Here is a 25,165-nt window from a genome sequence, read left to right as displayed (position 1 = left end):
AGCCCGGGTCCCGCGTAGCAACCCCGCCCGCCCGGGGCGGAGTCCGCGGAGGAGCCGGCGGCGCGGCACGCGTTCCCGCCGCCCGAACCCCACACCACAGGAGTAAGGAAGACCTTGAGCGCCCTGCCCGCCCGCGCCGACGCCGTCGTCATCGGCGGGGGAGTCATCGGAACCTCCGCCGCCTACCACCTCGCCGAAGCGGGCGTGGATACCGTGCTGCTGGAGCGCGGAAGCCTCGGCGGCGGGGCGTCCGCGCACACGGCGGGCATGGTCCGCACGTACTTCCCCGGCGATCCGCGCACCGGGCACCTGGCCGTGCGCAGCCTGAACGCCTACCACGACTTCGCCCGCCACACCGCGGCCCCGCTCGCCCTGAAGCGGCTCGGGTTCCTGGTGCTGTTCACCGACGCACAGCAGATCGCCGACTTCGAGGCCGGTCATCAGGCCCAGCGGGCCGCCGGCGTCCACGTCGACCTGATCAGCGCGCGCGAGGCGGCCGCAGTCAACCCGCTGGTCAACGAGTGCGCCGTCCTGGCCGCCGCGTGGTCTCCCGAGGCGTACCACGTGGACGGCCTCGACATCGTCCGCGGCTACGCCGCCGCCGCCCGCAACCACGGCGCCCGCCTGTTCACCCACACACCCGTCACGCGTATCGACGACGACAACACCGTCCACACCCCGCAGGGCGCCGTCACCGCGGACAGCATCGTGTGCACGGCCGGTCCCTGGTCCGGCGAGGTGGCCTCCCTGGCCTCGGTCGACCTGCCGATGACGCCCCACGCGATCGAGATGCTGTTCACCGACGTCCCGCCCTCCCCGCAACGCGAGTTGCCCATGACGATGCACGCCGCCTCAGGCCTGCGCATCCGCTCCTGGAAGGACCGCATCCTCCTCGCCATGGGCGCGCCCAAGGCCGGTGAGTCCCGCGAGGACTGGCTCGGGCGCGTCGCCGGCCATCTCGGCAGCCTGTTCCCCGCCCTGGACGGCATCGGCCTGCACCGCGCGTGGACCGGCGACTTCGACGCCAGCCCCAACAACACCGCCTTCATCGGCGAACACCCCACCCGCCGCTTCCTGTACGCGGCCGGATTCACCGGCGCGGGCCTGTGCCAGGCACCCGCGGCCGGTGAGAAGCTCCGCGACCTGCTGATCGCCAAGTAGCCCCAGAACAGGAAAGAACGCCGTGATTGTTCTTGGATGTAATGGATTCACCCGGGTCTCGGAGTTCTTCTCCGAACGCCTCGGCTCGACCGGCATCAACAAGCACTACCTCCTGGGCCATGACGCCGCCGCGGCACTCCTGATCGACGGCCGCCTGGTCGCCGCCGTGGAGGAGGAACGTCTCAACCGGGAGAAGAAGACCACGGACTTCCCCACGCACGCCGTCGACTGGTGCCTCGGAGAAGCGGGAATCACCTTCGACGACGTCGACCTCTTCGCCATCCCCTGGGACTGGTCCACCCGGATCCTCGACGAGACCCTGGACGGCATCCGCGCCTCGTCGGCGCCGGAGGCGGCCAAGACCAGGCTCCTGGGCGACATGGCCGACCTCTTCGACCAGATCGTCAGCCACGAGGCGATCCTCGCGGACTTCGAGGCCCGCACCGGACACCGTCCCGACCCGTCCAAGGTCCGCTTCGTTCCCCACCACCTGGCCCACGCCACGACCGGCTACTACCTCGCCGGTCTGAAGGACGCCGCGTTCCTCGTCAGCGACGGCCGCGCCGAACGCTTCTCGACCCTGATGGGCGAGATCCGCGGCGGCCGGATCACCGTCTTCGACGAGACCGTCACCGGTGCCGAGTACTCCATGGGCACCCTGTTCTCCACCATCACCCGTTTCCTCGGCTTCGTCCCGAACAACGACGAGTACAAGGTGATGGGTCTGGCCGGCTACACCGACCCCCCGACCCCGAACCCGTTCGTCGACCGCCTCCTGCGGCTGCACGACGGCGGCCGCCACACCTTCGCCAAGCCCCTCCGGGCCAACGACCTCCACAGCCACGACGCCCTGTTCGAGGAGTACTTCGGCCCCTTCGAGGACACCCTCGAGTACAAGGCGCGCGTCGCCGCCGCGGCGCAGCAGATGCTGTACGTCGCCACCGCCCACCAGGTGCGCCACCTTCAGGGCCGGACGGATCTCGACCGGCTGCTGTTCGAGGGCGGCGTCGCCCTGAACTGCCTCAACAACACCCCGCTGTTCGAGGGTTCCCGCTTCGAGGACATGCAGGTCAGCTTCGGCGCCTCCGACACCGGCATCACCATCGGGGCCGCGGCCCACGCCTGGCTCAACCACCCCGGCACCGAGCCCGCGAACGCCCTCGCCGCCCCCGCACCCGTCAGCCCCTACCTGGGCCCGGCCTACGACGAGGCCGCGATCGAGGAGGCCCTGGAGGGCTTCACCGGCCGCGTCGTCGTCTCGCGCCTGGACGGGGACGAGGTCGTCGAGCGGGTGGCGAAGCTGCTGACGGAGAAGGTCGTCATCGGCTGGTTCGAAGGCCGGGTCGAGCACGGGCCGCGCGCGCTCGGGCACCGCAGCATCCTCGCCAACCCCGGCTTCACCGACATCAAGGACATCATCAACACCCGGGTCAAGCACCGCGAGCCGTTCCGCCCGTTCGCCCCCCTCGTCCTCGAGGAGCAGGCGCCGAAGATCTTCGACATGGGGCGCAAGACCAGCTCCCCGTACATGACGTTCGTCTTCCCCGTCCGCGACGAGTACCGCGACCGCATACCCGGTGCCGTGCACGTCGACGGAACCTCCCGCATCCAGACCCTGACGGACGAGGGCACCCCGCGGCTCACCGCGCTGCTGCGGAAGTTCACCGAGCTCACCGACACCCCGTGCCTGATCAACACCTCGTTCAACGTCGCCGGCGAGCCCATCGTCTGCACGCCGACCGACGCCCTGAACTGCTTCATGGGCACCGAGATCGACTACCTGGTCCTCGGAAACCACCTGATCGCCAAGACCGAGTCCCCGGAACCCACGCGATAACCGCCTCGGCCGCCACGCCTCGGCCGCCACGCCTCGGCCGCCACGCCTCGGCCGCCGCGGCGCGCCGCCGCGGCCGGCCCGGGCCGAACAGCCCGACAACCGACAGAAGAAGGAGCACCCGTGCCGATCCAGCGCAAGCACACCATGTACCACTCCACCATCCTCGACGCCGACCCGGACACCGTGTGGGCGACCGTCCGCGACGCCATGAAGATCCTGGAGATCGTCTCCCCGGGCGACCTGGACATCCACACCGACGTCACCTGGACGGAAGGGGGCTCGGTCGAGAAGGTCCCCGCCCGCTACGACTTCAACCTCACCCTCAACGGCGGCCTCGTCCAGCAGGAGATCGCCGCCCGCAGCGAGATCGACAAGAGCCAGTCCTACCGGGCCGTCGCCCCCACCAGCGGCGTCGAGAGCTACGAGGCCACCATCCGCGTGCGCCCCATCACCAACGACCCGGCGCGCAGCTTCTTCGAGTGGTCGCGGATCCTTCAGATCGCCGAGGACGCCGACCTGAAGGTCGTCGAGGCCATCATCGACGTCATGGAGAAGCAGACCGACGCCGTCCGAGACCACTTCGCGAAGGCCGCGCGGTGAGCGACGTGACGACGCTCGTCCTGCTGCGGCACGGCGAGACGCTGCTCACCCCCGGGCGGCGGCTCTCCGGCAGCGGGGGAACCAACCCGGGACTCTCCCCCGCCGGGCGTCGCCAGGCCCAGGCGACAGCGGACGCCCTCGCCCGCCGCGGCGACATCGAGGCGGTCGTCACGTCACCGATGCGGCGCTGCCGGGAGACCGCGCACGCCGTGGCCGAGTGCCTCGGCCTGAGCGTCCGGGCCGAGCGGGACCTGCGGGAGGCGGACTTCGGCGCCTGGGAGGGCCTGACCTTCGCCGAAGTCCGCGAACGCTACCCGGACGACCTGAGCGCATGGCTCGGCTCGCCCGAGAGTCCGCCCTCGGGCGCGGGCGAGACCATGCAGCAGGTCACCCGCCGGGTCGCCGCCGTACGAGACGGCCTCGTGGCCCGGCACGCAGGCGCCACGGTTCTGGTCGTCTCCCATGTCGGGCCGCTCAGAACCCTCATCCGCCTCGCCCTCCAGGCCCCACCGCACACGGTGTTCCGCATGGAGGTCGCGGCGGCCTCCCTGTCCGCGGTGACCTACGACGCGGACGGCACCGCCACGGTGGAGACTCTCAACGACACCCACCACCTGGCCCGAACCCCGCGGCGAGGGGCCCGGTGCGCGTGAACACGGGCCGTGCCCGCCGTGCCCGGGCCTCCGGCCCACCGCCCCGGCGGGCAGGCGGCGGCACGCCCGGGCTCTACCAGGCGCCGATGAGCGCGCGGACGGTGAGGCCGAGACCGACGAGGACGACCAGAGCCGCCGTGAGCGGGGCGCCGAGACGGCTCAGCCGGCGGACGATTGCGTTCCGGGGGAGCCGCGAACTCCACGTCGCCACCGCGTGGTCGCGGAAGCGGACGAGCAGGACTCCCGGGGCGGTGAGGGGAGCGGCGTCGCGCGGCCCAGCGGTTCGGCGAATGCCCAGGTGGTCAGGGATGTGAACGACACGTAAGCACCCGCACGGGATCACTCGTCATGAGGAACTCCGGTTGGGCCGTCCGGTGGTCCCCGGGTCTGTCACGATGTCGGGCCGACGGAACGTGCCGGGGGCCGTCGGCGCCCGGTCGCCTCGCCGTCATGGAGCCCGCGGGCCACCGTGACGCGCGCCGCGGCTCCCTCGGCCTCTCACGGGCAGCCAGGGGATCAGGACCGGCTGTCACTCGCCCGGGCGATGAGCGCACACGGCCGGGGCCGATGCCCCGGGCGACTCCGGCGGGCGCCAAGTCGGCCGAGCTTCAGGTCTCTTGGGCGTGAGTGGCCGGGGGCACGCCGCAGGCCCGCGGGCACTCGGGGTGCCACGCAGCGGTGGCGGTGGGCGACGGGGCGACACAGGCTGACGGTCGAGACACCACGGCGTGCGGACCATCCCGCGACGCGCCCTCGAGCCCCTCGCTGTCGCGCGCCGGACTCCCCTCGGTGGAAAGAGACACGATGAATCGCACGACTGCCATAGCCCTTGCCACCGCCGTCGTGGCGGCACCCGGCATCGCCCTCGCTCCGATCGCCTCCGCGGACTCCCGGGGCAAGCACGACACGCTGCACCTCCAAGCTCATCTGAACCCGGTGCCCTTCAGCAAGGTCAAGGGTTCGGGCACCGCGACCGTCACCCTCAAGGGGCACAAGGCGACCGTCAGCGTCACCGCGCACGGTCTGCTGGCCGGGGCCCCGCACGCTCAGCACTTCCACATCGCGGCGAAGGGCCAGTGCCCGCCCGCCTCCGCCGCCCGCGAGGTCAACGGGATGAAGTCCATCTTCACGACCGACGGCGTCCCCTTCTACGGGGGCGTCGGCACCTCGCTCACGACGAAGGGTGACACCAGTCCCGACTCGGCCCTGGCCGTCGACCGTTTCCCGGTCGGCCCGAAGGTCGACTACCACCGCACGATCGACGTCAGCGCGGAAGCCGCCAAGAGCCTGCGCGACGGCACGGCCGTCGTCGTCGTTCACGGCACCGACGTCAACGGCAACGGCAAGTACGACAACGTCCTCGGGCCCTCGGACCTCGACCCCGAGCTTCCGGCCGAGGCCACCAACCCCGCGCTCTGCGGCCCGCTGACGAAGGCCGCCAAGGGGCCGGTCAAGGGCGGCCTGGGCGGCAGCCAGGGCGGTGACGGCCACACGCTCGCCGTCGCCGGCGGCGCCGGCCTGCTGGCAGCCGCCGGTGGCGCGTTCTACCTGCGCCGTCGAGCCGGCCGAGCAACCTGAGGCGAGGGCTGACCGTGCCCGAACCCCCGCTCGGTGGCCGCCGCGGTGCCTGCACCGTGGCGGCCACCGCCTGCGCGGCCACCGGCGTCGCCCTCATCGCCTTCGGGCTCCCCACCGCCGGCTCCCCACCGCCCCCGCCGCCCCGGCCGGCACCGGCGGTCACCGCGCCCCGCGCCGCACCGTCGGGCCCCCCGGTACAGCCGCTGCCGCGGGCACGGCCACAGCGCGTCCGCGCACCCGCGATCGGCCTGGACGTGCGGACAGAACCGGTCGGACTGGACGACGACGGCTCGGTCGCCCTCCCGGACAACGCCGACCACGCCGGCTGGTTCACGCGCACACCAGCCCCGGGACAGAGCGGGAACGCCGTCGTCGTCGGACACGTGGACTCCGACAGCGGTCCCGCGGCCTTCTACGGCCTGGGCTCCCTGCGCCCGGGCGACCGCATCGTCGTCGACCGTGAGCGCGGGCCCGCCGCCGAGTTCACCGTCAGCGCCGCCACCGTGTACGACCGGGGGGACTTCCCCTCCAGCACGGTCTACGGGCCCACCACCGAACCGCGCCTGACTCTCGTCACCTGCGCGGACTGGGACCCGGACCGCCGCACCTACCGTGCCAACCTCGTCGTCACGGCCCGCCTGGCCCCACCCGCGGAGCCCCGGGTCAGGGAGCGTCCCCGGACGACGAGGTGAGCTCGGCGGAGACGAGGGCCTCGCCCCTGCGCCCGGCTGGCAGGAGTGCGCCGGGCACGGGGCTGACGCGGCCGCCGGGTGTGCGTCCCGACGGCGCCGCCGGGGCGGGGACCGGGCGCGCTGCCCGCCGCGGTACACGCGGAGCCGGTCACGCGCGGAGCCGGTCAGGCGGTACGCGCGGAGCCGGTCAGGGGAGCAGCTGGCGCACCAGCGCGTCCGCCGCCCACCGTTCCCAGCGGTCCGGGGTCCAGCCGCGGCCGGCGACGAGCAGGCGGAAGGTCTCCGGGCCGAGAACGGTCACAGCGATGTCGGCGGCGGACGCGGCGTCGTGACCGTCCCGCAGCGCGCCGCCGGTCTTGGCCGTCAGCGCCTCGGCGAACCGGAGCTGAACCGTGTGGCGCTGCTCCTGGTTGGTCTGCCACAGCGCGGCCACCTCCGGGTCGGCGCCCGCCGCACCGCGGACGACCTCCAGGACCGGGGCGGCGCGCTGCAGGATGCGGCGGGCGCCGGCGGCCTGGAGGGAGAGCTGGACCGCGGGGTCGGGTGCGTCGATGACCTCCCGTGCCCAGGGGCGTTCCAGGGTCGCGACGGGGTCGAAGTCCCCCGCGATCACGGTGTCGAGCAGTTCCTTGAGCACAGCGCGCTTGTTGCCGAACGTGAAGTACACGGTCTGGACACCGACTTCGGCGGTGCGGGCGATGTCCTCCACGGTCGTGCCCGCCCAGCCGCGTTCGGTGAACAGCCCGGCGGCGGCGTCGAGTATCCGCTGCCGCGTGCGGCGGGCCTTCTCGGCGCGGGTCATGGGCGCGGTCACGGTGCCTCCTCGATCCGGCGAGCGTTGACTGTAGTGAGACTACAATGTTATTCATTGGAGTATGACTACAGTGAAACCGGACGCCGCGCCCACCCGGCGCATCCTGGTCGTCGGCGGTTACGGGGCCGTCGGCACGGTCGTGACCGCCACGCTCGACCAGTGGTTCCCCGGGCGCGTCATGCCCGCCGGACGGGACGCGGCGAGAGCGCGCCGGCTCGGCGGAGTGCGGGTTGACGTCACGGACCCCGACGGGATGGGTCGGGCGCTGGACGAACTCGGCGACGTGGCCGCCGTGGTGCTGTGCGCCGAGCCCCCGGACGGCGGGGCTGCCCGGGCCTGCCTGGAACGCGGTGTCCACCTGGTCGACATCGGCGCCACCTCCCGGCTGCTCGACGCCGTGGCCGGGCTGCACGACGTCGCCGTGTCCTCCGGTGCCACCGCCGTGCTCAGCGTCGGCGTGGCACCCGGCCTGACCAACCTGCTCGCCCGCCGTGCCCACGAGGACGTCGGCGGTGCGCGGCAGCTCGACCTCACCGTGATGCTCGGCTCGGGGGAGCACCACGGCGGGGACGCGGTGCGCTGGACCGTGGAACACCTGGCCGATCCGGCGACGGCCCCCGCGCAGCGGACCGCACTCCCCGGGTACGGCACGCGCACGGCCCATCCCTTCCCCTTCTCGGACCAGCACACCCTGCCCCGCACGCTCGGCGTCCCGGCGGTCACCACGCGGCTGTGTCTGGACTCACGGCCGCTGACCGCCGCCCTCTTCGCACTGCGCCGCACCGGACTGCTGCGTGCCGCCCGCCGACCGGGCGTACGGCGGATGCTGACCGGCGCCCTCAGCCGGGTCCACCTCGGCGGTGACGGCTTCGCCCTGCGTGCCGACGCCCGGCGCGGCGACCGCCGCGCGGCCTGGGCGCTCACCGGGCACGGGCAGAGCCGGGCCACCGGCCTGGTCGCCGCGTACGTCGTCCGCGAGCTGGTCACCGGTGTACCGCCCGCGGGAGTGCACCACATCGAACAGCTGCCGGCGCTGGCCGGGCTGCCGGAGGCCCTGGCGGCCGAACACGGCGTCGTACTGCACGGACCGGACAGCGTCGCCGGCCCGCGCGTGGGCGGCTGACCCGCGGCCCGGCCGAGCGGACCGCGGGCAGGGGGCACGCATCAGGCACGCTGCTCGGGGGCCGCTGGTGCCGGGGCCGCTACGTTGTGGGGGGAGTGTCGTGCGGCGGAACGGAAGGCGGCTGGTGTAGGTGCCGGGAATCAATGACCCGGAACTCGCGGTCGATCTCGGGGATCTGAGGCTGTTCGCGGTGGTGGCCGAGGAGCTGCATTTCGGCCGGGCGGCGGCTCGGCTGCATCTGAGTCAGCCGGGGTTGAGCTACCGGGTCAAGGCGCTGGAAGAGGCGCTGGGGTATCAGGTGCTGGCGCGGAATCGCCGGGGTGTGCGGCTGACCTCCGCCGGGGAGGTCCTGCTCGCTGGTGCCCGGCGGTTGCTGGGAGAGGCGCACCGGGTGGTGGACGACGGTGGGCGGGTGGCGCGGGGGGAGTTGGCGACGGTCCGTGTCGGGTTCGTGGGCACGGCGCTGTACAGCCTGCTGCCTGCGGTCCTGCGGGCGGCGCGGGTGCGCTATCCGGCGTTGCAGGTACGGGTGGCCGAGCACAAGAGCGCCGATCAGGTACGGCTGTTGCAGCTGGGGCAGCTGGACCTGGGCCTGGTGCACCTGCCGGTGGATCCGGACAGCGGTCTGGAGACCACGCCGGTGCTCGAGGATCCGGTCGGTGTCGCTCTGCCCGACGGGCACCGGCTGGCGGGTGAGGACGCGATCGCGCTGGCCGACCTGGCGGGGGACGCGTTCGTGCTGTTTCCGCGTGAGTTGGAGCCGCGGACCTATGACCGGTACACCGAAGCCTGCGTGGCGGCCGGGTTCGCGCCTCGTGTCGCGCATGAGGCCACTGGGCTGCAGACCATCCTGGCCCTGGTGGCCGCGGGCATGGGGGTGGCGTTCGTGGCGCGGTCCGTTGCGCGCGATCTCACCCGCTCCGGGGTGGTGTTCCGGCCGCTGACCCGGACGACCGCACCGCGCCTGGTGACCGGGCCGGCCCGTCCGGCAGGCGGTGACCACCCGGGTGCGGCGCTGCTCCATGAGGTGATCCTCGATCTCACCAGCGGTGATAAACAGGGCTGATTACAGGTGCCTGAACTCGTATTGGACGGATAACCGCTGGGCTTCCTAGCGTTTCCGGCATGGATATCAACAACTCCGTTGCACTGGTGACCGGTGCGAACCGCGGGCTGGGCCGCGCCCTGGTCGATGTTCTGCTGGAGCACGGCGCGCGCCGGGTGTACGCGGCCGCTCGTGACACCGATGCGCTGGCCGAGCAGGACAGGGTGTTCCCCGTCCGTCTGGATCTCACCTCGCCCGAGGACATTCGCGCCGCCGCCGCGCAGGCGCCCGACGTCACGCTGCTGGTCAACAACGCGAGCACGGCGCACTTCGCCGGCCCGTTCGCCGCCGACCGCGACAAGCTGGCGGCGGAGATGACCACGAACTACGCGGGTACTGTCGACCTCATCCGTGCGTTCGCCCCCGTCGTCGAGAACGCGGGTGGCGGGGCCATCGTCAACGTGCTGTCGCTGCTCGCCCTGGCCAGCACGCCGCCCATGGCCGGCTACGCCGCCTCCAAGGCAGCGCTGCACTCCTTCACCCAGGCCATCCGCCCGGCCCTGCGCCCGTGCGGCATCGCCGTGCACGGCGTGTACCCGGGGGGTATCGACACCGACATGCTGGCCGGGGTCGACGGTGTGCCGAAGGCCAAGCCGCGGACGGTCGCGGAGGCCATCGTCGACGGTGTCGCCGCCGGGCACGCCGACATCTTCCCCGACCCCACCTCCACGGAGATGGCGACGCTGTGGTGGACCGACCCCAAGGGCTTCGAGCGGGCGTTCTCCGGGGCGGACCAGTGACGTCCGTACGACCCGGCGTCGCGGTGATCGGGCTGGGCGCGATGGGCAGCCGCCTGGCACGCAACCTGTGTGCCGGCGGCTATCGGGTGGTGGTGGCGAACCGGTCCCCGGAACCCGTGCGGCAGCTGGTCGCCGTGGGCGCGACCGCGGCGGCGTCCCCGGCGGACGCCGCCGCCCGTGCTGATGTCGTGCTGGTGACCGTCAGCGATGACGCCGCCTCCGAGGCCGTGTGGCTCGACCCACGCACCGGGGCGCTGGCCGGCGCGGTGGCGGGCACTCTGGCCATCGACGCCAGCACCCTGTCCCCGGGCTGGGTCCGGAGGCTGGCTGTGGCGGCCACGCGGGCCGGGCTGAGATTCCTGGAGGCACCGATGGTCGGCTCTCGCCCCCAGGCCGAGGCGCGGGCGCTCGTTCACCTGGTCGGCGGCCCGACCGAGGCGTTGGCGGACGCGCGCGGCGTGCTGGAGGAGAGCGCGGCGCGGATCCGCCACGTCGGCGACCACGGTGCCGCAGCCACCCTCAAGCTCATCGTGAACGCGTCCCTGGCCACGCAGGTAGCGGCCATGGCCGAACTGCTCGACGTCGCCCACCGCGCCGGCCTCGACCCGGCGGAAACGGCCGACGTCCTCAACGATCTGCCGGTCACCAGCCCGGCCGCCGCCCGCGCGATCGGCGCCATGACCGCCGGGGACTTCACACCGAACTTCCCCGTCCGGCTGGTGGCCAAGGACTTGCGTTACCTGACCGCGCTCGCCGAAGCCCTCGCCGGCCAGGCGCCGATGGCCCGAACCGCACTGGCCGGCTACCAACAAGCCGACGCCGCCGGACACACCGACGCCGACCTCACCGCCGTCGCGGCGACCTACCGGTGATGACTCTGCGGGGCTGCTCCGCGGCACGCGGGCCCCGGGCCCCGCAACCGGCGGGCGCCCGACTCCCTGCCCTCCGCACGGCTCGCGACGGTGCGCGTGAGGGGCGACCTGAAACAACCCCCAGGTCTGAGACCTGGGGGTTTGTCGTGGCGCGGGCGACGGGAATCGAACCCGCGCTCTGAGCTTGGGAGGCACCGGAGCTTCCGCGCCCACTAGGCCACTGACCGCTGAAACGCCCCTTCCCTCGACCGTCCGGCCTTCTGCTCATCGGGGACAGGAATGACCGCGCGGACTGCGTCCGCGCGGGTGCTCACGGATGGCGCGAGAGGAGTACGCCTTTGAGCCGCGAGGTCACGGCGACGAGCTCGCCCGGCCCTGGATCAGAAGGGGCCGTGGAGGGCTCCGAGCCGGTCGGTCAGCCGCAGGTTCTCCGCATAGTCCACGGGGCAGGCGATCACGGAGACGGCCGCGTCGTCGAGCGCGTGCTCCAGGGTCGGCAACAGCTCGCCGGGCGCGGTGATCAGGTGGCCGCGGGCGCCGAAGCTCTCGGCGAAGGTCACGAAATCCGGGTTGGTGAAGCGCGTGTGGCTGTGACGGCCCAGTTCCAGCTCCATCTTCCACGTGATCAGCCCGTATTCCTGATCCACCAGTACCAGGACCGTCGTCGGGATGCCTTCGCGCACCGCGGTCTCCAGTTCCTGGGCGTTCATCAGGAACGCACCGTCCCCCATCACCGCGAGCACGCGCCGCTCCGGGCGGGCCAGCTTCGCGGCGATCGCCCCGGGCAGGGCGAACCCCATGGTCGACAGCCCGTTGGAGAGCAGACAGGTGTTGGGCTCGTACGCCGGGTAGAGGCGGGCCATCCACATCTTCCCGGCGCCCGTGTCGGCGAGCACGATGTCCTCGCGCCCCAGCGCGGCGCGCACATCGGCGACCACGCGCTGGGGGAGCAGCGGGAACGCCTCGCTGCCGCGTCCTCGTTCCAGCTCCTCGGCGAGCAGGGTCCGGATGCGGGCACCGGTGCGTCCTTCGTCGTCGAACGCGCGCGGTGCGGCGTCCGCGAGGGCGTCCAGTGTCTGCCCGATGTCGCCCTCGACGCCGACCGTGACGGCGTAGTGCGCATCCACCTCGGCCGGGAACCGATGGAGGTGCAGAATGCGCTTGTCACCCTCGGGATTGATCTTCACCGGGTCGAACTCCTGCACCTCGTAGCCCGCGCAGATCACGACGTCCGCGGTGTCGAAGCCGAAGTTGGAGTAGTCGTGGCGCATGAATCCGACCGCCCCGAGGGCGTTGGGGTGGTCGTCGGGGAAGACGCCCTTGCCGTGGAACGTGGTCGCCACCGGCACGTTCAGACGCTCGGCGAAACGCACCAGTGCCTCGGACGCCCGCCCCCTGGCGGCGCCGTGCCCGGCGAGGACCACCGGCCGTCGCGCCGTGGCCAGGACCTCCGCGGCGCGGGCGATCTGGGACGGCGATGGCGCGTCGGCGTGGACCACGTTGAGGGGGAGCGGCTGGAGGGGTTGGCCGCACCGCTCCGCCTCGATGTCCTCGGGGACGGCGAGGAATACGGCGCCCGGGCGCTCGCTCACGGCCGTCTTGAACGCCTTCCGCACCATCTCGGGCACTGCGTCGGGGATCAGCACCTGCGCCGCCCACTGTGTGACCGGGGCGAACATCGCCACCAGGTCGATGACCTGATGGGACTCCTTGTGGACACGGTTCAGCCCGCCCTGTGCGGCCAGGGCCACCAGTGGCGTGCTGTTGGTCATGGCGTCCGCCGTGCCCAGCAGCAGGTTGATCGCGCCGGGCCCCAGGGTGGCCGAGCACACCCCGGCCCGGCCCGTCAGCCGGCCGTAGATCTCGGCCATGAACGAGGCGCCCTGCTCGTGTCGGACCAGTACATACCGGATTCCGGAACCGTTCAGGGCATCGACGAAATGAATGTTCTCCTCACCAGGGATCCCGAAGACGTACTCCACCCCCTCCGCCTCCAGACAGCGGACCAGCATGTGGGCAACGTCGTCCGTCGTCGCGTCGGAGTCTCGCGGTCCGGGGGCGGATCGAGTGTCCATGCCTTCGAAGCTAGGGACAGGATCGCGGAACGGCCACGCGGCCACTGCTGACCGGGTGACGGCCGGCCACGGCCGCCGACGGCGACCGGCAACCGCACCCTCGCCGGCGGCACCGATGACACCGACGCCACGGGATCGGTCCACCTCGCAGCCGCGAATACGACCCGGCCCTGGGCCCGTTCATGTCCCTTGACCCCATCATGGATCTGACGGACGCCCAGCAGATCCACGGCTACGCCCATGCCGACAACAACCCTCTGCCATCTCCGACCCGACCGGTCTGAACCGCCCCGGGTCTCCTGGGGAGCTCAGCTTGTTCCGTGACTCTGCCCCTGACACCGAACCGAACATTCACTCGGCCCCGGGCGGCTCGGTGCGGCCTCGGCGAGGTCGGGCTGGTGCTTGCCGTCGATGTCGGTGAGTGAGCGGACGCCCTCGACTCCAGAGCGGCGGCGAGCGCGCCAAGGAGCTGCGGTGCGCGCCAAGCGATATTGGGCGGCGGGTGCCGGAGCGATGCCCCGCGCGCCGGACGTTATGCCGCCGGGTCGGTGGGGCGTACTCGCCGGCCGCCAAGTTACCGGGGCCGACCTGGCCTGAAGCTCATGCGCTCGGACTGTTGGCACCGCGGAACGTACGCCGGTAGGCAAGCGGTGAGACGCCGATCGCAGCGTGCAGATGCTCGCGCAGCGACGTCCCCGTGGCGAAACCGACCAGGCCCGCGACATCGTCCACCGCGAGGTCGGTCGTCTCCAGGAGCTGCCGAGCGCGCGACAGCCGCTGCTGGGTCAGCCAGCGCCCGGGACTCGTCCCGACCTCCTCGGTGAACCGGCGAGCGAAGGTGCGCAGGCTCATCCGGGCGTGCCCGGCCAGGTCAGCCAGGTAGAGCGGCTCGTGCAGGTTCTCCAGGGCCCACTGGCGGGTGGCGGAGGTGCCGTTCGTGGGCCCCTCGGGCACCGGGTGCTCGATGTACTGGGCCTGGCCGCCCTCTCGCCACGGGGGCACGACACACGCCCGCGCCACGCTGTTGGCGACAGCGGTGCCGTGGTCCCGGCGTACGAGATGGAGGCAGACGTCCAGGCCGGACGCGGCCCCGGCCGAGGAGAGCACGGAACCGTCGTCGACGAACAGCACGTCCGGGTCGAGGTCCACCCGCGGGTACCAGGACCGGAACACATCCGCGAGGGACCAGTGGGTGGTGGCAGGCCGGCCGTCGAGAAGCCCGGCGGCGGCCAGGACGAAGGCCCCGGTGCAGATGGAGACGATCCGTGCGCCGGGCGGCACGACCGCGAGAGCGTCCCTGACGCCCGGCGGAAGGTCGCGGCTCAGGAGGGACGTGTCGAACGGCGGCAGGAGCACGGTGTCCGCGGCCCCCAGGGCCTCCGGGCCGTGCTCGACCGTGACCGAGAAGTCGGAGTTCGTCGTGACGGGGCCGCCGTCGACCGAGCAGGTCAGGACCTCGTACCGGCCCCCGGCCGCACCGAAGACGCGACTGGGGATGCCGAGTTCGAAGGGGTACACCCCGTCCAGGGCGAGGACGACGACTCGATGAACACCCATGGCATGATCCCGTCGAAAGATGGCATTCATGCCATGGTACTGGTGTGGATCTCCGGCCAACCTGGATCACATGACCGATCACCCCACCATGCGTGCCATCAGCCAGGACGTTCACGGAGCCCCCGAGGTCCTCAAGGAGACCGTGCTGCCGCTACCCGAGCCGGGGCCGAGCCAGATCCTCGTCGCCGTCCGCGCGGCCGGACTCAACCCGACCGACTGGAAGCACCGTTCCGCCGGCCTGTTCCTCAACCGCCTCCCGCTCGTACTCGGCTGGGACGTCTCCGGCGTCGTCGAGGCCGTCGGCTACGGCGTCACCCTGTTCAAGCCGGGCGACGAGGTCTTCGGCATGCTGCCCTACCCGCACGGCGTCGGCTCCCACGCCGAGTACGTCACCGGACCCGCCCGCGCCTTCACCCACAAGCCCGCCGGCATCGACCACGTCCAGGCCGGCGCCCTGCCCCTCGCCGCCCTCACCGCCTACCAGGCCCTCGTTGACACCGCCGAAGTCCGCGCCGGGCAGCGGGTCCTGATTCACGCCGCCGCCGGCGGGGTCGGCCACCTCGCCGTTCAGATCGCCAAGTCCCGCGGCGCGTACGTCGTCGGCACCGCCAGCGCCCCCAAGCACGACTTCGTGCGCTCCCTCGGAGCGGACGAAGTGATCGACTACCGCACCACGGACTTTCGCGACGCCGTCCAGGACGTCGACATGGTCCTCGACCCGCTCTCCGGCGACACCCGTACCCGTTCCCTCGACGTCCTCCGCTCCGGAGGCACCCTCGTCTCCCTCCTCCGGGGGACCGACCCCGACGAGGCCACGAAGGCGGCCGCGCGCGGCGTACGTGTGGAGACCCTGCTCGTCGAAGCCGACCACGCCGGCATGAATGCCATCGCCGACCTTGTCCGGTCAGGAGCCCTGCGCGCCCATATCGAGGCGGTCTTCCCCCTCCGCGAGGCCGCCGAGGCCCACGCTCTGGGCGAGACCGGCCGCACCAACGGCAAGATCGTCCTCGTCACGGATGCGGCGACACAGCACTCCACGTGACCGAAGGTCACTCCAGAGCGACTGCGGCGCGGAAAACCGTAAGGCCGGCCGAAGGGGGGTGCGTCGGGCCGACGGCGCACGCCCCCGGGACGTCGGACGGTGCTGCGCTGCCCCAGGCCAGGCCCGGCTGTCGGGAGGGGCGTGCCGGTGCAGCCGGGTGGGAGGCGTGCACGCCCGAGCCGAACCGCTGGTGCGCCAGGCCCGCCGTCCGAGTGAGCGAGTTGGGGCGCGCGGAGGGCGCGGCAGGCCCCGAGAGGCCCAGGCAACGAAGGAGCCCCAGGTCTCTGACCTGGGGCTTCATTCAAGAGCGGGCGACGGGAATCGAACCCGCGCTATAAGCTTGGGAAGCTCATGTTCTACCATTAAACTACGCCCGCGTGAAGCGGAAGCCGCCCGTCTGACGTTCATCTGGCGGCTCGCTCAACGCGGGACACTGTACCTCATCACGGACCTCCGGCGCACAGGCCGCGGGTCCGTTCGCCGTTGTGGGAGGGGTGGGGGGAGGGCGAGTTGGGGCGTACGGTGGGTTCGGTGCGGCGGTCGTCGCGCGGCCCGATTCGTCCCCTAGGGTGGCTTTCGTCCTCGCGTCGCCTACGTACTTGGGGAGAGGGAAGCGATGGAGTCCACCGTCGTGCGCTGTGCCGAAGGCCATGTGTTCAGCACCGACACGTTTCCGATGCAGCAGCTCGGCAGCGCGCGGATCGGGCCCGGGCGGCTGCTGCGGTGTCCGCGGTGTGCGCGGCTGCGGCAGGCGGTCCCGGTGAAGGCGCGGTACCGGCGCTGAGCCGACCGAGCCGGCCGAGTCGGTCGTGAGTCGGACGCGCGGGCGGGGCCGGGGGTGATTGGGCCTGGTCCCGCCCGTGCGCGTAGGCTCGGGGGGTGCTTCTCTCAGACAAGGACATCCGGGCCGAGATCGACACCGGCCGGGTGCGGATCGAGCCGTATGACGCGGAGCTCGTGCAGCCGTCGAGCATCGACGTCCGGCTGGACCGGTACTTCCGGGTGTTCGAGAATCACCGCTATCCGCACATCGACCCGGCTGTGGAGCAGTCCGATCTGACGCGGCTGGTGGAGCCGGAGGGGGACGAGCCGTTCATCCTGCACCCGGGGGAGTTCGTGCTGGCGTCCACGTTCGAGGTGGTGACGCTACCGGACGACATCGCCTCCCGGCTGGAGGGGAAGAGCTCGCTGGGGCGGCTGGGGCTGCTGACGCACTCGACGGCGGGGTTCATCGACCCGGGGTTCTCCGGGCACGTGACGCTGGAGCTGAGCAACGTGGCGACGTTGCCGATCAAGCTCTGGCCGGGGATGAAGATCGGCCAGCTGTGCATGTTCCGGCTGTCGTCGCCGGCCGAGCACCCGTACGGGTCGGAGCGGTACGGCTCGCGGTACCAGAACCAGCGGGGGCCGACGCCCTCGAGGTCGTATCTGAACTTCCACCGTACGCAGGTGTGATCGGGCGCCAACGGCGTTAACCGGTAAGGGAGTTCACCCGTACCGGTGGTTTCGGCTCCGGCACGGATGCCGAGGGGTGCGCAGGGTAGGGCTCGGCCGTCCGGCTTGCCCTGAAACCCTCGGGAGAGGTTCCGTGCCCCAGCCCTTCGTCCTGCCCGATTTCTACACGCCGTACCCCGCGCGGCTGAATCCCCACGTGGAGGAGGCCCGGGCGCACTCGTCGCGGTGGGCCAGGGAGATGGGGATGCTGGAGGGGTCGGGCATCTGGGAGCAGAGCGACCTCGACGCCCACGACTACGGCCTGCTGTGCGCCTACACCCACCCGGACTGCGACGGTCCCGCGCTGTCGCTCGTCACCGACTGGTACGTGTGGGTCTTCTTCTTCGACGACCACTTCCTGGAGTGCTTCAAGCGGACCCAGGACCGGGCAGGCGGCAAGGCGTACCTGGACCGGCTGCCCGCGTTCATGCCGATGGACCCCGCCGCCGGCACGCCGGAGCCGACGAACCCGGTCGAGGCGGGGCTGAAGGACCTGTGGGCGCGGACGGTGCCTTCGATGTCGGCGGGGTGGCGGGCCCGGTTCGCGGAGAACACGGAGCACCTGCTCAACGAGTCCCTGTGGGAGCTGTCCAACATCAACATCGGCCGGGTGCCGAACCCGGTCGAGTACGTCGAGATGCGCCGCAAGGTGGGCGGTGCGCCGTGGTCGGCGGGGCTGGTGGAGTACGCGGCCGGGGCGGAGGTGCCCGACGCCGTCGCGGACTCGCGACCGTTGCGGGTGCTGCGGGACGCGTTCTCCGACGCCGTCCACCTGCGCAACGACCTGTTCTCCTACGAGCGGGAGACGCGGGACGAGGGGGAGCTGAGCAACGGTGTGCTGGTGCTGGAGCACTTCCTGCAGTGCTCGACGCAGGACGCCGCCGAGGCCGTCAACGATCTGCTGACCTCGCGGCTCCAGCAGTTCGAGAACACCGCGCTCACCGAGCTGCCCGCGCTGTGCGTGGAGTACGGGCTGCCCCCCGAGCAGTGCGCCGCGGTGGCGGCGTACGTGAAGGGGCTGCAGGACTGGCAGTCGGGGGGCCACGAGTGGCACATGCGCTCCAGCCGGTACATGAACGGCGCGGGGGACGGCTCCGGCAGCGGGCAGCTCTTCCTCGGGTCGACGGGGCTCGGGTCGACGGCGCTCGGGTGGACAGGGCTCCGGCCGACGGGTCCGGGCACCTCGGCCGCCGACGTCCGGCTCACGACGCCGCGCGCCGAGGCGAGCCGCCGGCGGACGTTCACGCACACGCCGTTCCAGCGCGTCGGCCCGTCGCGGCTGCCCGACTTCGAGATGCCGTTCACCCCTGGGCTGAGCCCACACGTGGACGAGGCGCGGGCGCACGTCCTGGAGTGGGCCGAGCGGACGGGCATGCTCCAGCCGCAGCCCGGGGTGCCGGGCTCGGACATCTGGGACGCCGACCGGCTCGCCGGGTTCGACTTCCCGCTCTGTGCCGCGGGCCTCGACCCCGACGCCACGCCTGAGGAGCTGAACCTCGCCTCCTGCTGGCTGACCTGGGGAACGTACGGCGACGACTACTACCCGGTGGTCTTCGGCGCCCCGCGAGACCTGGCGGGGGCGAAGGTCACGACGGAGCGGCTGAAGCTGCTCATGCCGGTGGACGACGGCGCCGTCCCCGGTGAGGCGCCGCTGACCGCGTTGGAGCGTGGGCTCGCCGACCTGTGGGCCCGCACGGCGGGGCCGATGGCACAGGGGGACCGACGGGTGTTCCGCCAGGCCGTCGACACGATGATCGACAGCTGGCTGTGGGAGCTGGCCAACCAGGCCCAGAACCGCATCCCGGACCCCGTCGACTACCTGGAGATGCGCAGGTCGACGTTCGGCTCGGACATGACGATGAGCCTGTGCCGGCTGCGCAGCGGGCACAGCGTTCCCAACGAGGTGTACCGCAGCGGGACCGTGCGTGCGCTGGAGAACTCGGCGGCCGACTACGCCTGCCTGCTGAACGACTGCTTCTCCTACCAGAAGGAGATCGAGGCCGAGGGCGAGGTCCACAACGCCATCCTCGTCGTGCAGAACTTCTTCGACTGCGACTACGCGGCGGGCCTGCGCGTCGTGGACGATCTGATGCGCGGCAGGATGAGTCAGTTCCAGCACATCGTCGCGCAGGAACTACCGGTCGTCTGCGAGGACTTCGAGCTGGACGACGAGCAGCGCGCCGGCCTGGACGCGTACGTGCGGGACCTGGAGAACTGGCTGTCCGGCATCCTCGTCTGGCACCGCGACTGCCGACGCTACCGGGAGGAGGACCTGCACCGGCCGTTCGCCGTGCCGGAGCCGAGGGGCATCGGCACCTCAGCGGTGCGGCTCGCCGCCGCCGTGCGTGACGCGTACGCCGGCGTGTAGCGGCGGGGCGGTAAACCAGGTGCCACGGGGGCCGGTGGGGCGGCACGCTACGGGGATGCGTGAAGACGTCATTCTGCGGCGCCTGGACGAGGCGCTGCTGCCGGCCCTGCTCGAAGCCGCCGTAGCGGGCGCCGATCCGGTCGAGGTCATGCCGCCGGTCCCGGGGCCGCCGGGGTGGACCGCGGAGCGCCGGGCGGCGTTCCTGGGGTTCCACCGGAGCCGGAGCCGGGGGCTCGCGGCGGCCCCGGTGGAGACGACGTACGCCGTCCTGGTGGGCGGGAGGGTCGTGGGAGCGGCGCGGCTGTGCCCGGAGCCCCCGGGGCCGGTTCCCCAGGGGGCGGCTCCGGGGAGCGGGGGGCCGGGACCGACGGCTTCGGGGGCGGTGGAGGCCGGCGTGTGGCTCGGACGCTCGGCGCGGGGCGCCGGGGTGGGGCGCGCGGTCCTCGGTGGGTTGGTGGCGGAGGCGCGTGCGGCGGGTTTCGCCGAGCTCGTCGCGCACACGACGCCGGACAACACCGGCGCCCGGCGGTTGCTGGAGGGCTGCGGCGCGCGGACGAGCGTGACGGCCCGGGGTGTGGCGGCCCGCGTCGGCCTGCGGGAGGTCGGGACCCACCCGACGCCGGGAGCTGAGCCGGGCACCGGCTGATGGACAAGTGTCCAACTTCTTGTGTCCAGGGGCTTCCCGGACGGGTTACCTGACAGTACAACCTCCGGTAACCCTGTCGTCTGCATGAGCGGAGACCCCCCATGGCACGTGGCAGATCGATCAGAGCGCTGGGAGCCGGGGCGGCGGCCCTGGCCCTGCTGGGCCTCGGAACGTCGGCGGCCCCGGCGCTCGCGGCGGACGGCCCCGCCGCCGAGGAGCAGGCACAGTCCGTACCCCTACGGCCCGAGTTGGAGCGGATCCGGGCGGCGGAGGCCGTCGAGCTCTACGGCTCGCCGGAGATCCGGCCCGTCGCCGAGCGCAAGACCTCGCTGATCTCCCTGGGCGACAGCGAGATCAGCGGCGAGGGTGTCGGCACCTACGAGCCCGGCACCGACGGGCCGGACAACTGGTGCCACCGTTCCCCGGACGCGGCCATCCACCGCACCGGGATCGCCGCTGACGTCACGTACAACGTGGCCTGCTCCGGGGCCTCCAGCGTCAACATCCGCATGGGCGGCTCCCCGCAGTACGCCGACGAACTGGTGCAGAGCGACAGCCTCGCCATCAGGGCGCGGAACACCCGGCTGAAGCAGATCGTGCTCGTCGCCGGAGCCAACGACGACCTCCAGTTCGGGCCCGTGATCACGGACTGCGTCACCCGGTGGTTCCTCCTGCAGGGCCCCTGTGCCCCCGGCTACGGGCCCGGCTGGCAGGACCGGGTCGACGGGCTCGTACCCAAGGTGACGGCCACGATCGACGACCTGCGTACCGTCATGCGTGACGCCGGATACGCCCGGGACGACTACGAGTTGGTCGTGATGAGCTACCCGAGCCCCATCGGCCCCGACATCAAGGACAACCCGAACTATCCCGGCAAGCTCGTCGGCGGCTGCACCGGGTACACCTCCGACTCGCAGTGGGGCCGCGACGAGGCCGTTCCGCTCTTCCAGCAGGGCATCCGCGCGGCGGCCCGGCAGACCGGCGCCACGTACCTGGACGCCTCACGGCTGTTCCACGGCCACGAGGTGTGCATGGAGAACCCGTTCGCCCGCGGCCTGTACGTCGAGCTGTCCAACCCGTTCCCGCCGGACTCGAACTCGGTCCGCCAGTCGTTCCACCCGAACGCGCGCGGGCACGGGGCCTTCGCGTCCTGTCTGACGCAACTGGCCGCCTCGGGCCTGACCGAGGCGTCCTGCGCCGACCCGGACGGCCGGGGGCAGCCCCAGCTGTACCCGGGCGCCTGGGACGACGCCTTCGCGCCGCTGCGGAACGCCGCCACCGGAACCTGCCTGGACGCCGACGGCGCGAGCAGCCGGGACGGGACGACGGTGCGCGGCTGGAGCTGCCACGGTGAGCGCAACCAGGGCTGGTGGCACGACGCCGAAGGGCAGCGCCTCTACACCGAGTTGACGCACGACCGCTGCCTGGACGTGCCGGCCGGACGGTACGAGGCCGGGGCCGGGCTCATCCTCTGGAACTGCCACACGGGCGACAACCAGCGCTTCGTGCGCGGTGCCGGGGCGAGCATCCGTCCGGCCGCCGCCCCAGAGTTGTGCGTGACGCTCGGCGGCGCCACGGAGCAGGTCCGGCTGCAGCGGTGCGACGGTTCGGCGGCGCAGCGTTTCGCCTGACGAACCCTCGCCCGCCCGGTCCGCCCGGTCCGCCCGGTCCGACCGGGCGCGTCGGCCGGGACTCGTCGTCCCGGCCGACGCGCGGCCGTCAGAGCGTGCCGAGCTTCATCAGGAACAGCAGGGCGAGGAGCTGGATCGCGGAGGCGCCCAGCGCCTTGGGCCAGGGCAGGTCGTGGGAGCGGCTGACCAGCGAGGTGAACAGCGCCGCCGCCGCGCCCCAGGTCAGCCAGCCCAGCACCTGGACGAAGGTGGCGTCACCGCCGAGGAAGAGGGCGAACAGCAGCCGGGGCGCGTCGGTCAGCGACATGACGAGCATGGCCAGGCCGATCGTGGGCGCCCACGCGCCGTCGCCGCCGAACTGCCGGGCCAGCGTGTGCGTCACCGCACCGAGCACGAGCCCGGAGAGGACGACGGCGACACCGGTCATGAGGACGAACGGCACCGCGTTCGACAGCGTCGCGCTGAGGACCTCCTCGCGCGCCTCGTCCAACCCGAAGACGGCCAGCAGGCCGTAGAGGAAGGTGACGAGGACGGCCGGGAGCCACACCTGGTGGTCGCGCATCTGCTGGAACGTCGCGTTCGGGCGCAGCACGATGCCGGAGAGCAGTTGCTTCCAGGGCAGCCTGGGTCCGGCGGGCGCGGCGCCGCCGCCGGCGGCGTAGGTGGAGCCGTCGCCGTAGGCCTCGCCGAGTTCGTCGCCGATGCTGAACTGCCGGGTGTGGCCAGGCTGGTCGGCGGTGTACGGGTCGGCGGCGGGCGGCGCGAAGTACTCCGGTTCTCCGGCGACGGGTCCTCCTGCGTCGGGGCCTCCGGGGCCTCCGGGGCTTCCGGGGCCTCCGGGGCCGTATCCGCCGCCCTGCCCGGAACCGGGGTTCGGGGCGGCTGCGGGGCGACCCCAGCTGACGGCCTGGCCTCCCGGCGCGGTGGGCCAGCCCTGAGGTGCGTGCGGAGGCGCCTGCGGGGGCCGTCCGTGCGGGGGCATGGCCTGCCCCTGCCGTGCGTTGTGCGAGCCCCGGTCACGTCCGATCCTGAATCCAGCCACATCGTCGAACGTACCGCGTCCGGGGGACGGGCGGGGTGCCGGGCCGGGGCTGGGCGGCCTTGTGTGGCCGGGTTGGTACATCCCGTAGGGGTGCCCCCCGAGGGGCTGTGGGCGGTCAGCGCACGGCGGGGGACGTGCCGGGGGTGGGCAGGGTCACGGCCAGGGTGACGACGGTGCCCGGGTCGGCGGCGTCCGGGTCGGCGGCGGCGATGGTGAGCCGGTCCGTGGTGAGCCGGGCCAGCCACAGCCCCCGGCCGTTGGCTCGCCCGTCCAGGCCGGGCAGGAGCTCGGGGATGACGTCGGCGGTGAAGCCGGGGCCCGCGTCGGTGATCTGCGCCTCCAGCTCCTGTCCGACGCGGCGCAGCAGCAGGGTGCCGTGGCCTCCGGCGTGCTCGACGGCGTTCGTCAGGACCTCGTCCACGGCCAGGACGAAGTCGCCCCGGCGTGGCTCGGTGAGTCCGGCCGAGGCCGCGCACACCTCCACCCCGACGCGCAACTGCGGGAGTGTGCGCGCGGTGAAGCGCTGCTTGAGGAGTTGCTGTTCGGACCGGCCTGGAGTGGAGGGGGCCGCCTGGTCAACGGGCATAGGGCAGAGGCTAGGGGTGGGGGGCCGGTCCCCGACAGACCGGTGCACAGCCCGTCTTGAAACTCATACTCCCTGACCGAAAAAGACCAACTGGCGACCGGAAGTGTTCGAATCCGAGGTTATGCCGGGGGAGCTGACTCGGAGGCCGGCACTCGCTCCACGCTCACCGACTCCAGGAGGAGCTGTGCGACGTCCACGACGTGGATGGACTCCTTGGCCTGGCCTTCGTTTTTCTTGCCGTTGACGGAGTCGGTGAGCATGACGAGGCAGAAGGGGCAGGCGGTGGAGACGATGTCGGGGTTGAGGGAGAGTGCTTCGTCGACGCGTTCGTTGTTGATGCGTTTGCCGATGCGCTCTTCCATCCACATGCGGGCGCCGCCGGCGCCGCAGCAGAAGCCGCGTTCCTTGTGGCGGTGCATTTCCTCGTTGCGGAGGCCGGGGACCTTGCCGATGATCTCGCGGGGCGGGGTGTAGACCTGGTTGTGGCGGCCGAGGTAGCAGGGGTCGTGGTAGGTGATGAGGCCTTCCACGGGGGTGACGGGGATGAGTTTGCCCTCGTCGATGAGGTGCTGGAGCAGTTGGGTGTGGTGGATGACCTCGTAGTGGCCGCCGAGTTGCGGGTACTCGTTGGCGATGGTGTTGAAGCAGTGCGGGCAGGTCGCCACGATCTTCTTCTTCGCCGCGGGGAGCTTGGTCGACTCGTCCTCGTCGTCCTCGCCGAAGGCCGCGTTCAGGTTGGCGACGTTCTCCTCACCCAGCTGCTGGAAGAGGAACTCGTTGCCCAGACGCCGGGCGGAGTCGCCGGTGCACTTCTCGTCGCCGCCCATGATGGCGAAGCTGACGCCGGCGATGTGGAGGAGTTCGGCGAAGGCTTTGGTGGTCTTCTTGGCGCGGTCTTCGAGGGCGCCGGCGCAGCCGACCCAGTAGAGGTATTCGACCTCGGTGAGGTCTTCGATGGTCTTGCCGACGACGGGGACCTCGAAGTCGACTTCCTTGGTCCATTCCAGGCGCTGCTTCTTGGCCAGGCCCCAGGGGTTGCCCTTCTTCTCCAGGTTCTTGAGCATCGTTCCGGCTTCGGAGGGGAAGGCGGATTCGATCATGACCTGGTAGCGGCGCATGTCGACGATGTGGTCGACGTGCTCGATGTCGACGGGGCACTGCTCGACGCAGGCGCCGCAGGTGGTGCAGGACCACAGGACGTCGGGGTCGATGACGCCGTTCTCTTCGAGGGTCCCGATCAGCGGGCGCTCCGCCTCGGCCAGGGCAGCCGCGGGCACGNGTCTTGCCGCCGCCCGCGAGCAGATACGGCGCCTTGGCGTGGGCGTGGTCCCGCAGGGACATCATCAGGAGCTTGGGGGAGAGGGGCTTGCCGGTGTTCCAGGCGGGGCACTGGGACTGGCAGCGGCCGCACTCGGTGCAGGTGGAGAAGTCCAGCAGGCCCTTCCAGGAGAAGTGCTCGACCTGCGAGACGCCGAACTGCGTCTCCTCGCCGCCCTCGTCGTCGAAGACCGTCTCGAAGTCGATCGGCTTGCCGCCCGAGGTCATCGGC

At 72.0% G+C, this 25,165-nt stretch carries 21 protein-coding genes, 1 tRNA gene and 1 pseudogene (1 of these 23 only partly in view); 16 read left to right on the top strand and 7 right to left on the bottom strand.

The annotated features are described in order from the left end of the window. The first annotated feature begins 114 nt into the window (after positions 1 to 114). The 6 genes from HPT28_RS04420 (at position 115) to HPT28_RS27345 (ending at position 6,521) form a co-directional block, all read left to right on the top strand. Positions 115 to 1,161 (top strand): FAD-binding oxidoreductase, encoded by a 1,047-nt coding sequence (locus HPT28_RS04420; RefSeq protein WP_219089433.1) that lies wholly within the window; start codon positions 115 to 117, stop codon positions 1,159 to 1,161. A 22-nt stretch (positions 1,162 to 1,183) separates the two neighbouring features. After that, the gene (locus HPT28_RS27580) at positions 1,184 to 2,998 is read left to right on the top strand and encodes a carbamoyltransferase C-terminal domain-containing protein (RefSeq protein WP_219089432.1); all 1,815 of its coding nucleotides are present in this window, start codon (positions 1,184 to 1,186) and stop codon (positions 2,996 to 2,998) included. A gap of 120 nt (positions 2,999 to 3,118) precedes the next feature. Continuing rightward, entirely contained in the window at positions 3,119 to 3,598 is a 480-nt protein-coding gene (locus tag HPT28_RS26590) for an SRPBCC family protein (protein ID WP_308119075.1), read from the top strand. Continuing rightward, positions 3,595 to 4,251 (top strand): histidine phosphatase family protein, encoded by a 657-nt coding sequence (locus tag HPT28_RS04410; RefSeq protein WP_374226915.1) that lies wholly within the window; start codon positions 3,595 to 3,597, stop codon positions 4,249 to 4,251. The genes HPT28_RS26590 and HPT28_RS04410 overlap by 4 nt, the downstream gene beginning before the upstream one ends. A gap of 804 nt (positions 4,252 to 5,055) precedes the next feature. Further along, complete coding sequence (locus HPT28_RS04405) at positions 5,056 to 5,829, top strand: hypothetical protein (RefSeq protein WP_219089428.1); 774 nt, start codon at positions 5,056 to 5,058, stop codon at positions 5,827 to 5,829. A 14-nt stretch (positions 5,830 to 5,843) separates the two neighbouring features. After that, the gene (locus HPT28_RS27345) at positions 5,844 to 6,521 is read left to right on the top strand and encodes a sortase domain-bontaining protein (protein ID WP_219089426.1); all 678 of its coding nucleotides are present in this window, start codon (positions 5,844 to 5,846) and stop codon (positions 6,519 to 6,521) included. A 187-nt stretch (positions 6,522 to 6,708) separates the two neighbouring features. Here the strand turns inward: HPT28_RS27345 and HPT28_RS04395 are convergent, their stop codons facing one another. Further along, positions 6,709 to 7,335, bottom strand: a complete 627-nt coding sequence (locus tag HPT28_RS04395; protein WP_308119074.1) for a helix-turn-helix domain-containing protein — start codon at positions 7,333 to 7,335, stop codon at positions 6,709 to 6,711. Between the two features lie 61 nt (positions 7,336 to 7,396). On the opposite strand from HPT28_RS04395, the gene HPT28_RS04390 reads away from it, so the two are divergent. The 4 genes from HPT28_RS04390 to HPT28_RS27575 all read left to right on the top strand — a co-directional run bounded on the left by HPT28_RS04390 (position 7,397) and on the right by HPT28_RS27575 (position 11,175). Continuing rightward, positions 7,397 to 8,458, top strand: coding sequence for a saccharopine dehydrogenase NADP-binding domain-containing protein (locus HPT28_RS04390; protein WP_257578032.1), 1,062 nt, complete (start codon positions 7,397 to 7,399; stop codon positions 8,456 to 8,458). A 130-nt stretch (positions 8,459 to 8,588) separates the two neighbouring features. After that, positions 8,589 to 9,524, top strand: coding sequence for a LysR substrate-binding domain-containing protein (locus HPT28_RS04385; RefSeq protein ID WP_219089424.1), 936 nt, complete (start codon positions 8,589 to 8,591; stop codon positions 9,522 to 9,524). 59 nt (positions 9,525 to 9,583) lie between these two features. Continuing rightward, positions 9,584 to 10,303 carry an SDR family oxidoreductase gene (locus HPT28_RS04380; RefSeq protein WP_219089422.1) on the top strand — a complete coding sequence of 240 codons (720 nt, stop codon included), beginning with the start codon at positions 9,584 to 9,586 and terminating at the stop codon, positions 10,301 to 10,303. Beyond that, the gene (locus HPT28_RS27575) at positions 10,300 to 11,175 is read left to right on the top strand and encodes an NAD(P)-dependent oxidoreductase (RefSeq protein WP_219089420.1); all 876 of its coding nucleotides are present in this window, start codon (positions 10,300 to 10,302) and stop codon (positions 11,173 to 11,175) included. Before HPT28_RS04380 ends, HPT28_RS27575 begins: the two co-directional genes overlap by 4 nt. A gap of 380 nt (positions 11,176 to 11,555) precedes the next feature. On the opposite strand, the gene HPT28_RS04370 is transcribed toward HPT28_RS27575, so the two are convergent. Both HPT28_RS04370 and HPT28_RS04365 read right to left on the bottom strand, forming a co-directional pair. Next, the gene (locus HPT28_RS04370) at positions 11,556 to 13,250 is read right to left on the bottom strand and encodes an acetolactate synthase large subunit (RefSeq protein WP_219089417.1); all 1,695 of its coding nucleotides are present in this window, start codon (positions 13,248 to 13,250) and stop codon (positions 11,556 to 11,558) included. A 600-nt stretch (positions 13,251 to 13,850) separates the two neighbouring features. Further along, a complete protein-coding gene (locus HPT28_RS04365; RefSeq protein ID WP_219089415.1) occupies positions 13,851 to 14,807 on the bottom strand; it encodes a GlxA family transcriptional regulator in 957 nt (318 codons plus the stop codon). Positions 14,808 to 14,895: 88 nt separating this feature from the next. Between HPT28_RS04365 and HPT28_RS04360 the strand changes: the two genes are divergently transcribed. Further along, the gene (locus HPT28_RS04360; protein WP_219089690.1) at positions 14,896 to 15,849 is read left to right on the top strand and encodes an NADP-dependent oxidoreductase; all 954 of its coding nucleotides are present in this window, start codon (positions 14,896 to 14,898) and stop codon (positions 15,847 to 15,849) included. 306 nt (positions 15,850 to 16,155) lie between these two features. On the opposite strand, the gene HPT28_RS04355 is transcribed toward HPT28_RS04360, so the two are convergent. Continuing rightward, positions 16,156 to 16,226 (bottom strand) — tRNA-Gly (locus HPT28_RS04355). A 239-nt stretch (positions 16,227 to 16,465) separates the two neighbouring features. On the opposite strand from HPT28_RS04355, the gene HPT28_RS04350 reads away from it, so the two are divergent. The 5 genes from HPT28_RS04350 (at position 16,466) to HPT28_RS04330 (ending at position 21,988) form a co-directional block, all read left to right on the top strand. Continuing rightward, on the top strand, positions 16,466 to 16,633 hold the full coding sequence (locus tag HPT28_RS04350) for a hypothetical protein (RefSeq protein WP_219089413.1): 168 nt from the start codon (positions 16,466 to 16,468) through the stop codon (positions 16,631 to 16,633). Between the two features lie 95 nt (positions 16,634 to 16,728). Further along, positions 16,729 to 17,304, top strand: a complete 576-nt coding sequence (gene dcd, locus HPT28_RS04345; RefSeq protein WP_219089411.1) for a dCTP deaminase — start codon at positions 16,729 to 16,731, stop codon at positions 17,302 to 17,304. A 133-nt stretch (positions 17,305 to 17,437) separates the two neighbouring features. After that, positions 17,438 to 19,711 carry a terpene synthase family protein gene (locus tag HPT28_RS04340; protein WP_219089409.1) on the top strand — a complete coding sequence of 758 codons (2,274 nt, stop codon included), beginning with the start codon at positions 17,438 to 17,440 and terminating at the stop codon, positions 19,709 to 19,711. Positions 19,712 to 19,766: 55 nt separating this feature from the next. Next, entirely contained in the window at positions 19,767 to 20,357 is a 591-nt protein-coding gene (locus HPT28_RS04335) for a GNAT family N-acetyltransferase (RefSeq protein ID WP_219089407.1), read from the top strand. 101 nt (positions 20,358 to 20,458) lie between these two features. Continuing rightward, positions 20,459 to 21,988, top strand: coding sequence for a ricin-type beta-trefoil lectin domain protein (locus HPT28_RS04330; RefSeq protein WP_219089386.1), 1,530 nt, complete (start codon positions 20,459 to 20,461; stop codon positions 21,986 to 21,988). Positions 21,989 to 22,076: 88 nt separating this feature from the next. On the opposite strand, the gene HPT28_RS04325 is transcribed toward HPT28_RS04330, so the two are convergent. The 3 genes and pseudogenes from HPT28_RS04325 to HPT28_RS04315 all read right to left on the bottom strand — a co-directional run. Continuing rightward, positions 22,077 to 23,111, bottom strand: coding sequence for a Yip1 family protein (locus HPT28_RS04325; RefSeq protein ID WP_219089384.1), 1,035 nt, complete (start codon positions 23,109 to 23,111; stop codon positions 22,077 to 22,079). 34 nt (positions 23,112 to 23,145) lie between these two features. Next, positions 23,146 to 23,616: an ATP-binding protein gene (locus HPT28_RS04320; RefSeq protein WP_219089382.1), complete on the bottom strand. Its 471-nt coding sequence runs from the start codon at positions 23,614 to 23,616 to the stop codon at positions 23,146 to 23,148. A gap of 119 nt (positions 23,617 to 23,735) precedes the next feature. After that, a pseudogene (locus HPT28_RS04315) lies at positions 23,736 to 25,165 on the bottom strand ((Fe-S)-binding protein); it runs 757 nt beyond the window's last position.

It is taken from the genome of Streptomyces sp. JJ38 (genome assembly GCF_019303475.1).
GTDB lineage: Bacteria > Actinomycetota > Actinomycetes > Streptomycetales > Streptomycetaceae > Streptomyces.
The sequence above is the reverse complement of the archived record's forward strand: the minus strand, read 5'-3'. Positions and strand labels throughout refer to the sequence as shown.

Coding starts and splice junctions, on each gene's coding strand:
- HPT28_RS04405 (WP_219089428.1), top strand. CDS start 5,056: ATGAATCGCACGACTGCCATAGCCCTTGCCACCGCCGTCGTGGCGGCA.
- HPT28_RS04390 (WP_257578032.1), top strand. CDS start 7,397: ATGACTACAGTGAAACCGGACGCCGCGCCCACCCGGCGCATCCTGGTC.
- HPT28_RS04380 (WP_219089422.1), top strand. CDS start 9,584: ATGGATATCAACAACTCCGTTGCACTGGTGACCGGTGCGAACCGCGGG.
- HPT28_RS04370 (WP_219089417.1), bottom strand. CDS start 13,250: ATGGACACTCGATCCGCCCCCGGACCGCGAGACTCCGACGCGACGACG.
- HPT28_RS04365 (WP_219089415.1), bottom strand. CDS start 14,807: ATGGGTGTTCATCGAGTCGTCGTCCTCGCCCTGGACGGGGTGTACCCC.
- HPT28_RS04360 (WP_219089690.1), top strand. CDS start 14,896: ATGCGTGCCATCAGCCAGGACGTTCACGGAGCCCCCGAGGTCCTCAAG.
- HPT28_RS04350 (WP_219089413.1), top strand. CDS start 16,466: ATGGAGTCCACCGTCGTGCGCTGTGCCGAAGGCCATGTGTTCAGCACC.
- HPT28_RS04335 (WP_219089407.1), top strand. CDS start 19,767: ATGCGTGAAGACGTCATTCTGCGGCGCCTGGACGAGGCGCTGCTGCCG.
- HPT28_RS04330 (WP_219089386.1), top strand. CDS start 20,459: ATGGCACGTGGCAGATCGATCAGAGCGCTGGGAGCCGGGGCGGCGGCC.
- HPT28_RS04325 (WP_219089384.1), bottom strand. CDS start 23,111: ATGTACCAACCCGGCCACACAAGGCCGCCCAGCCCCGGCCCGGCACCC.
- HPT28_RS04320 (WP_219089382.1), bottom strand. CDS start 23,616: ATGCCCGTTGACCAGGCGGCCCCCTCCACTCCAGGCCGGTCCGAACAG.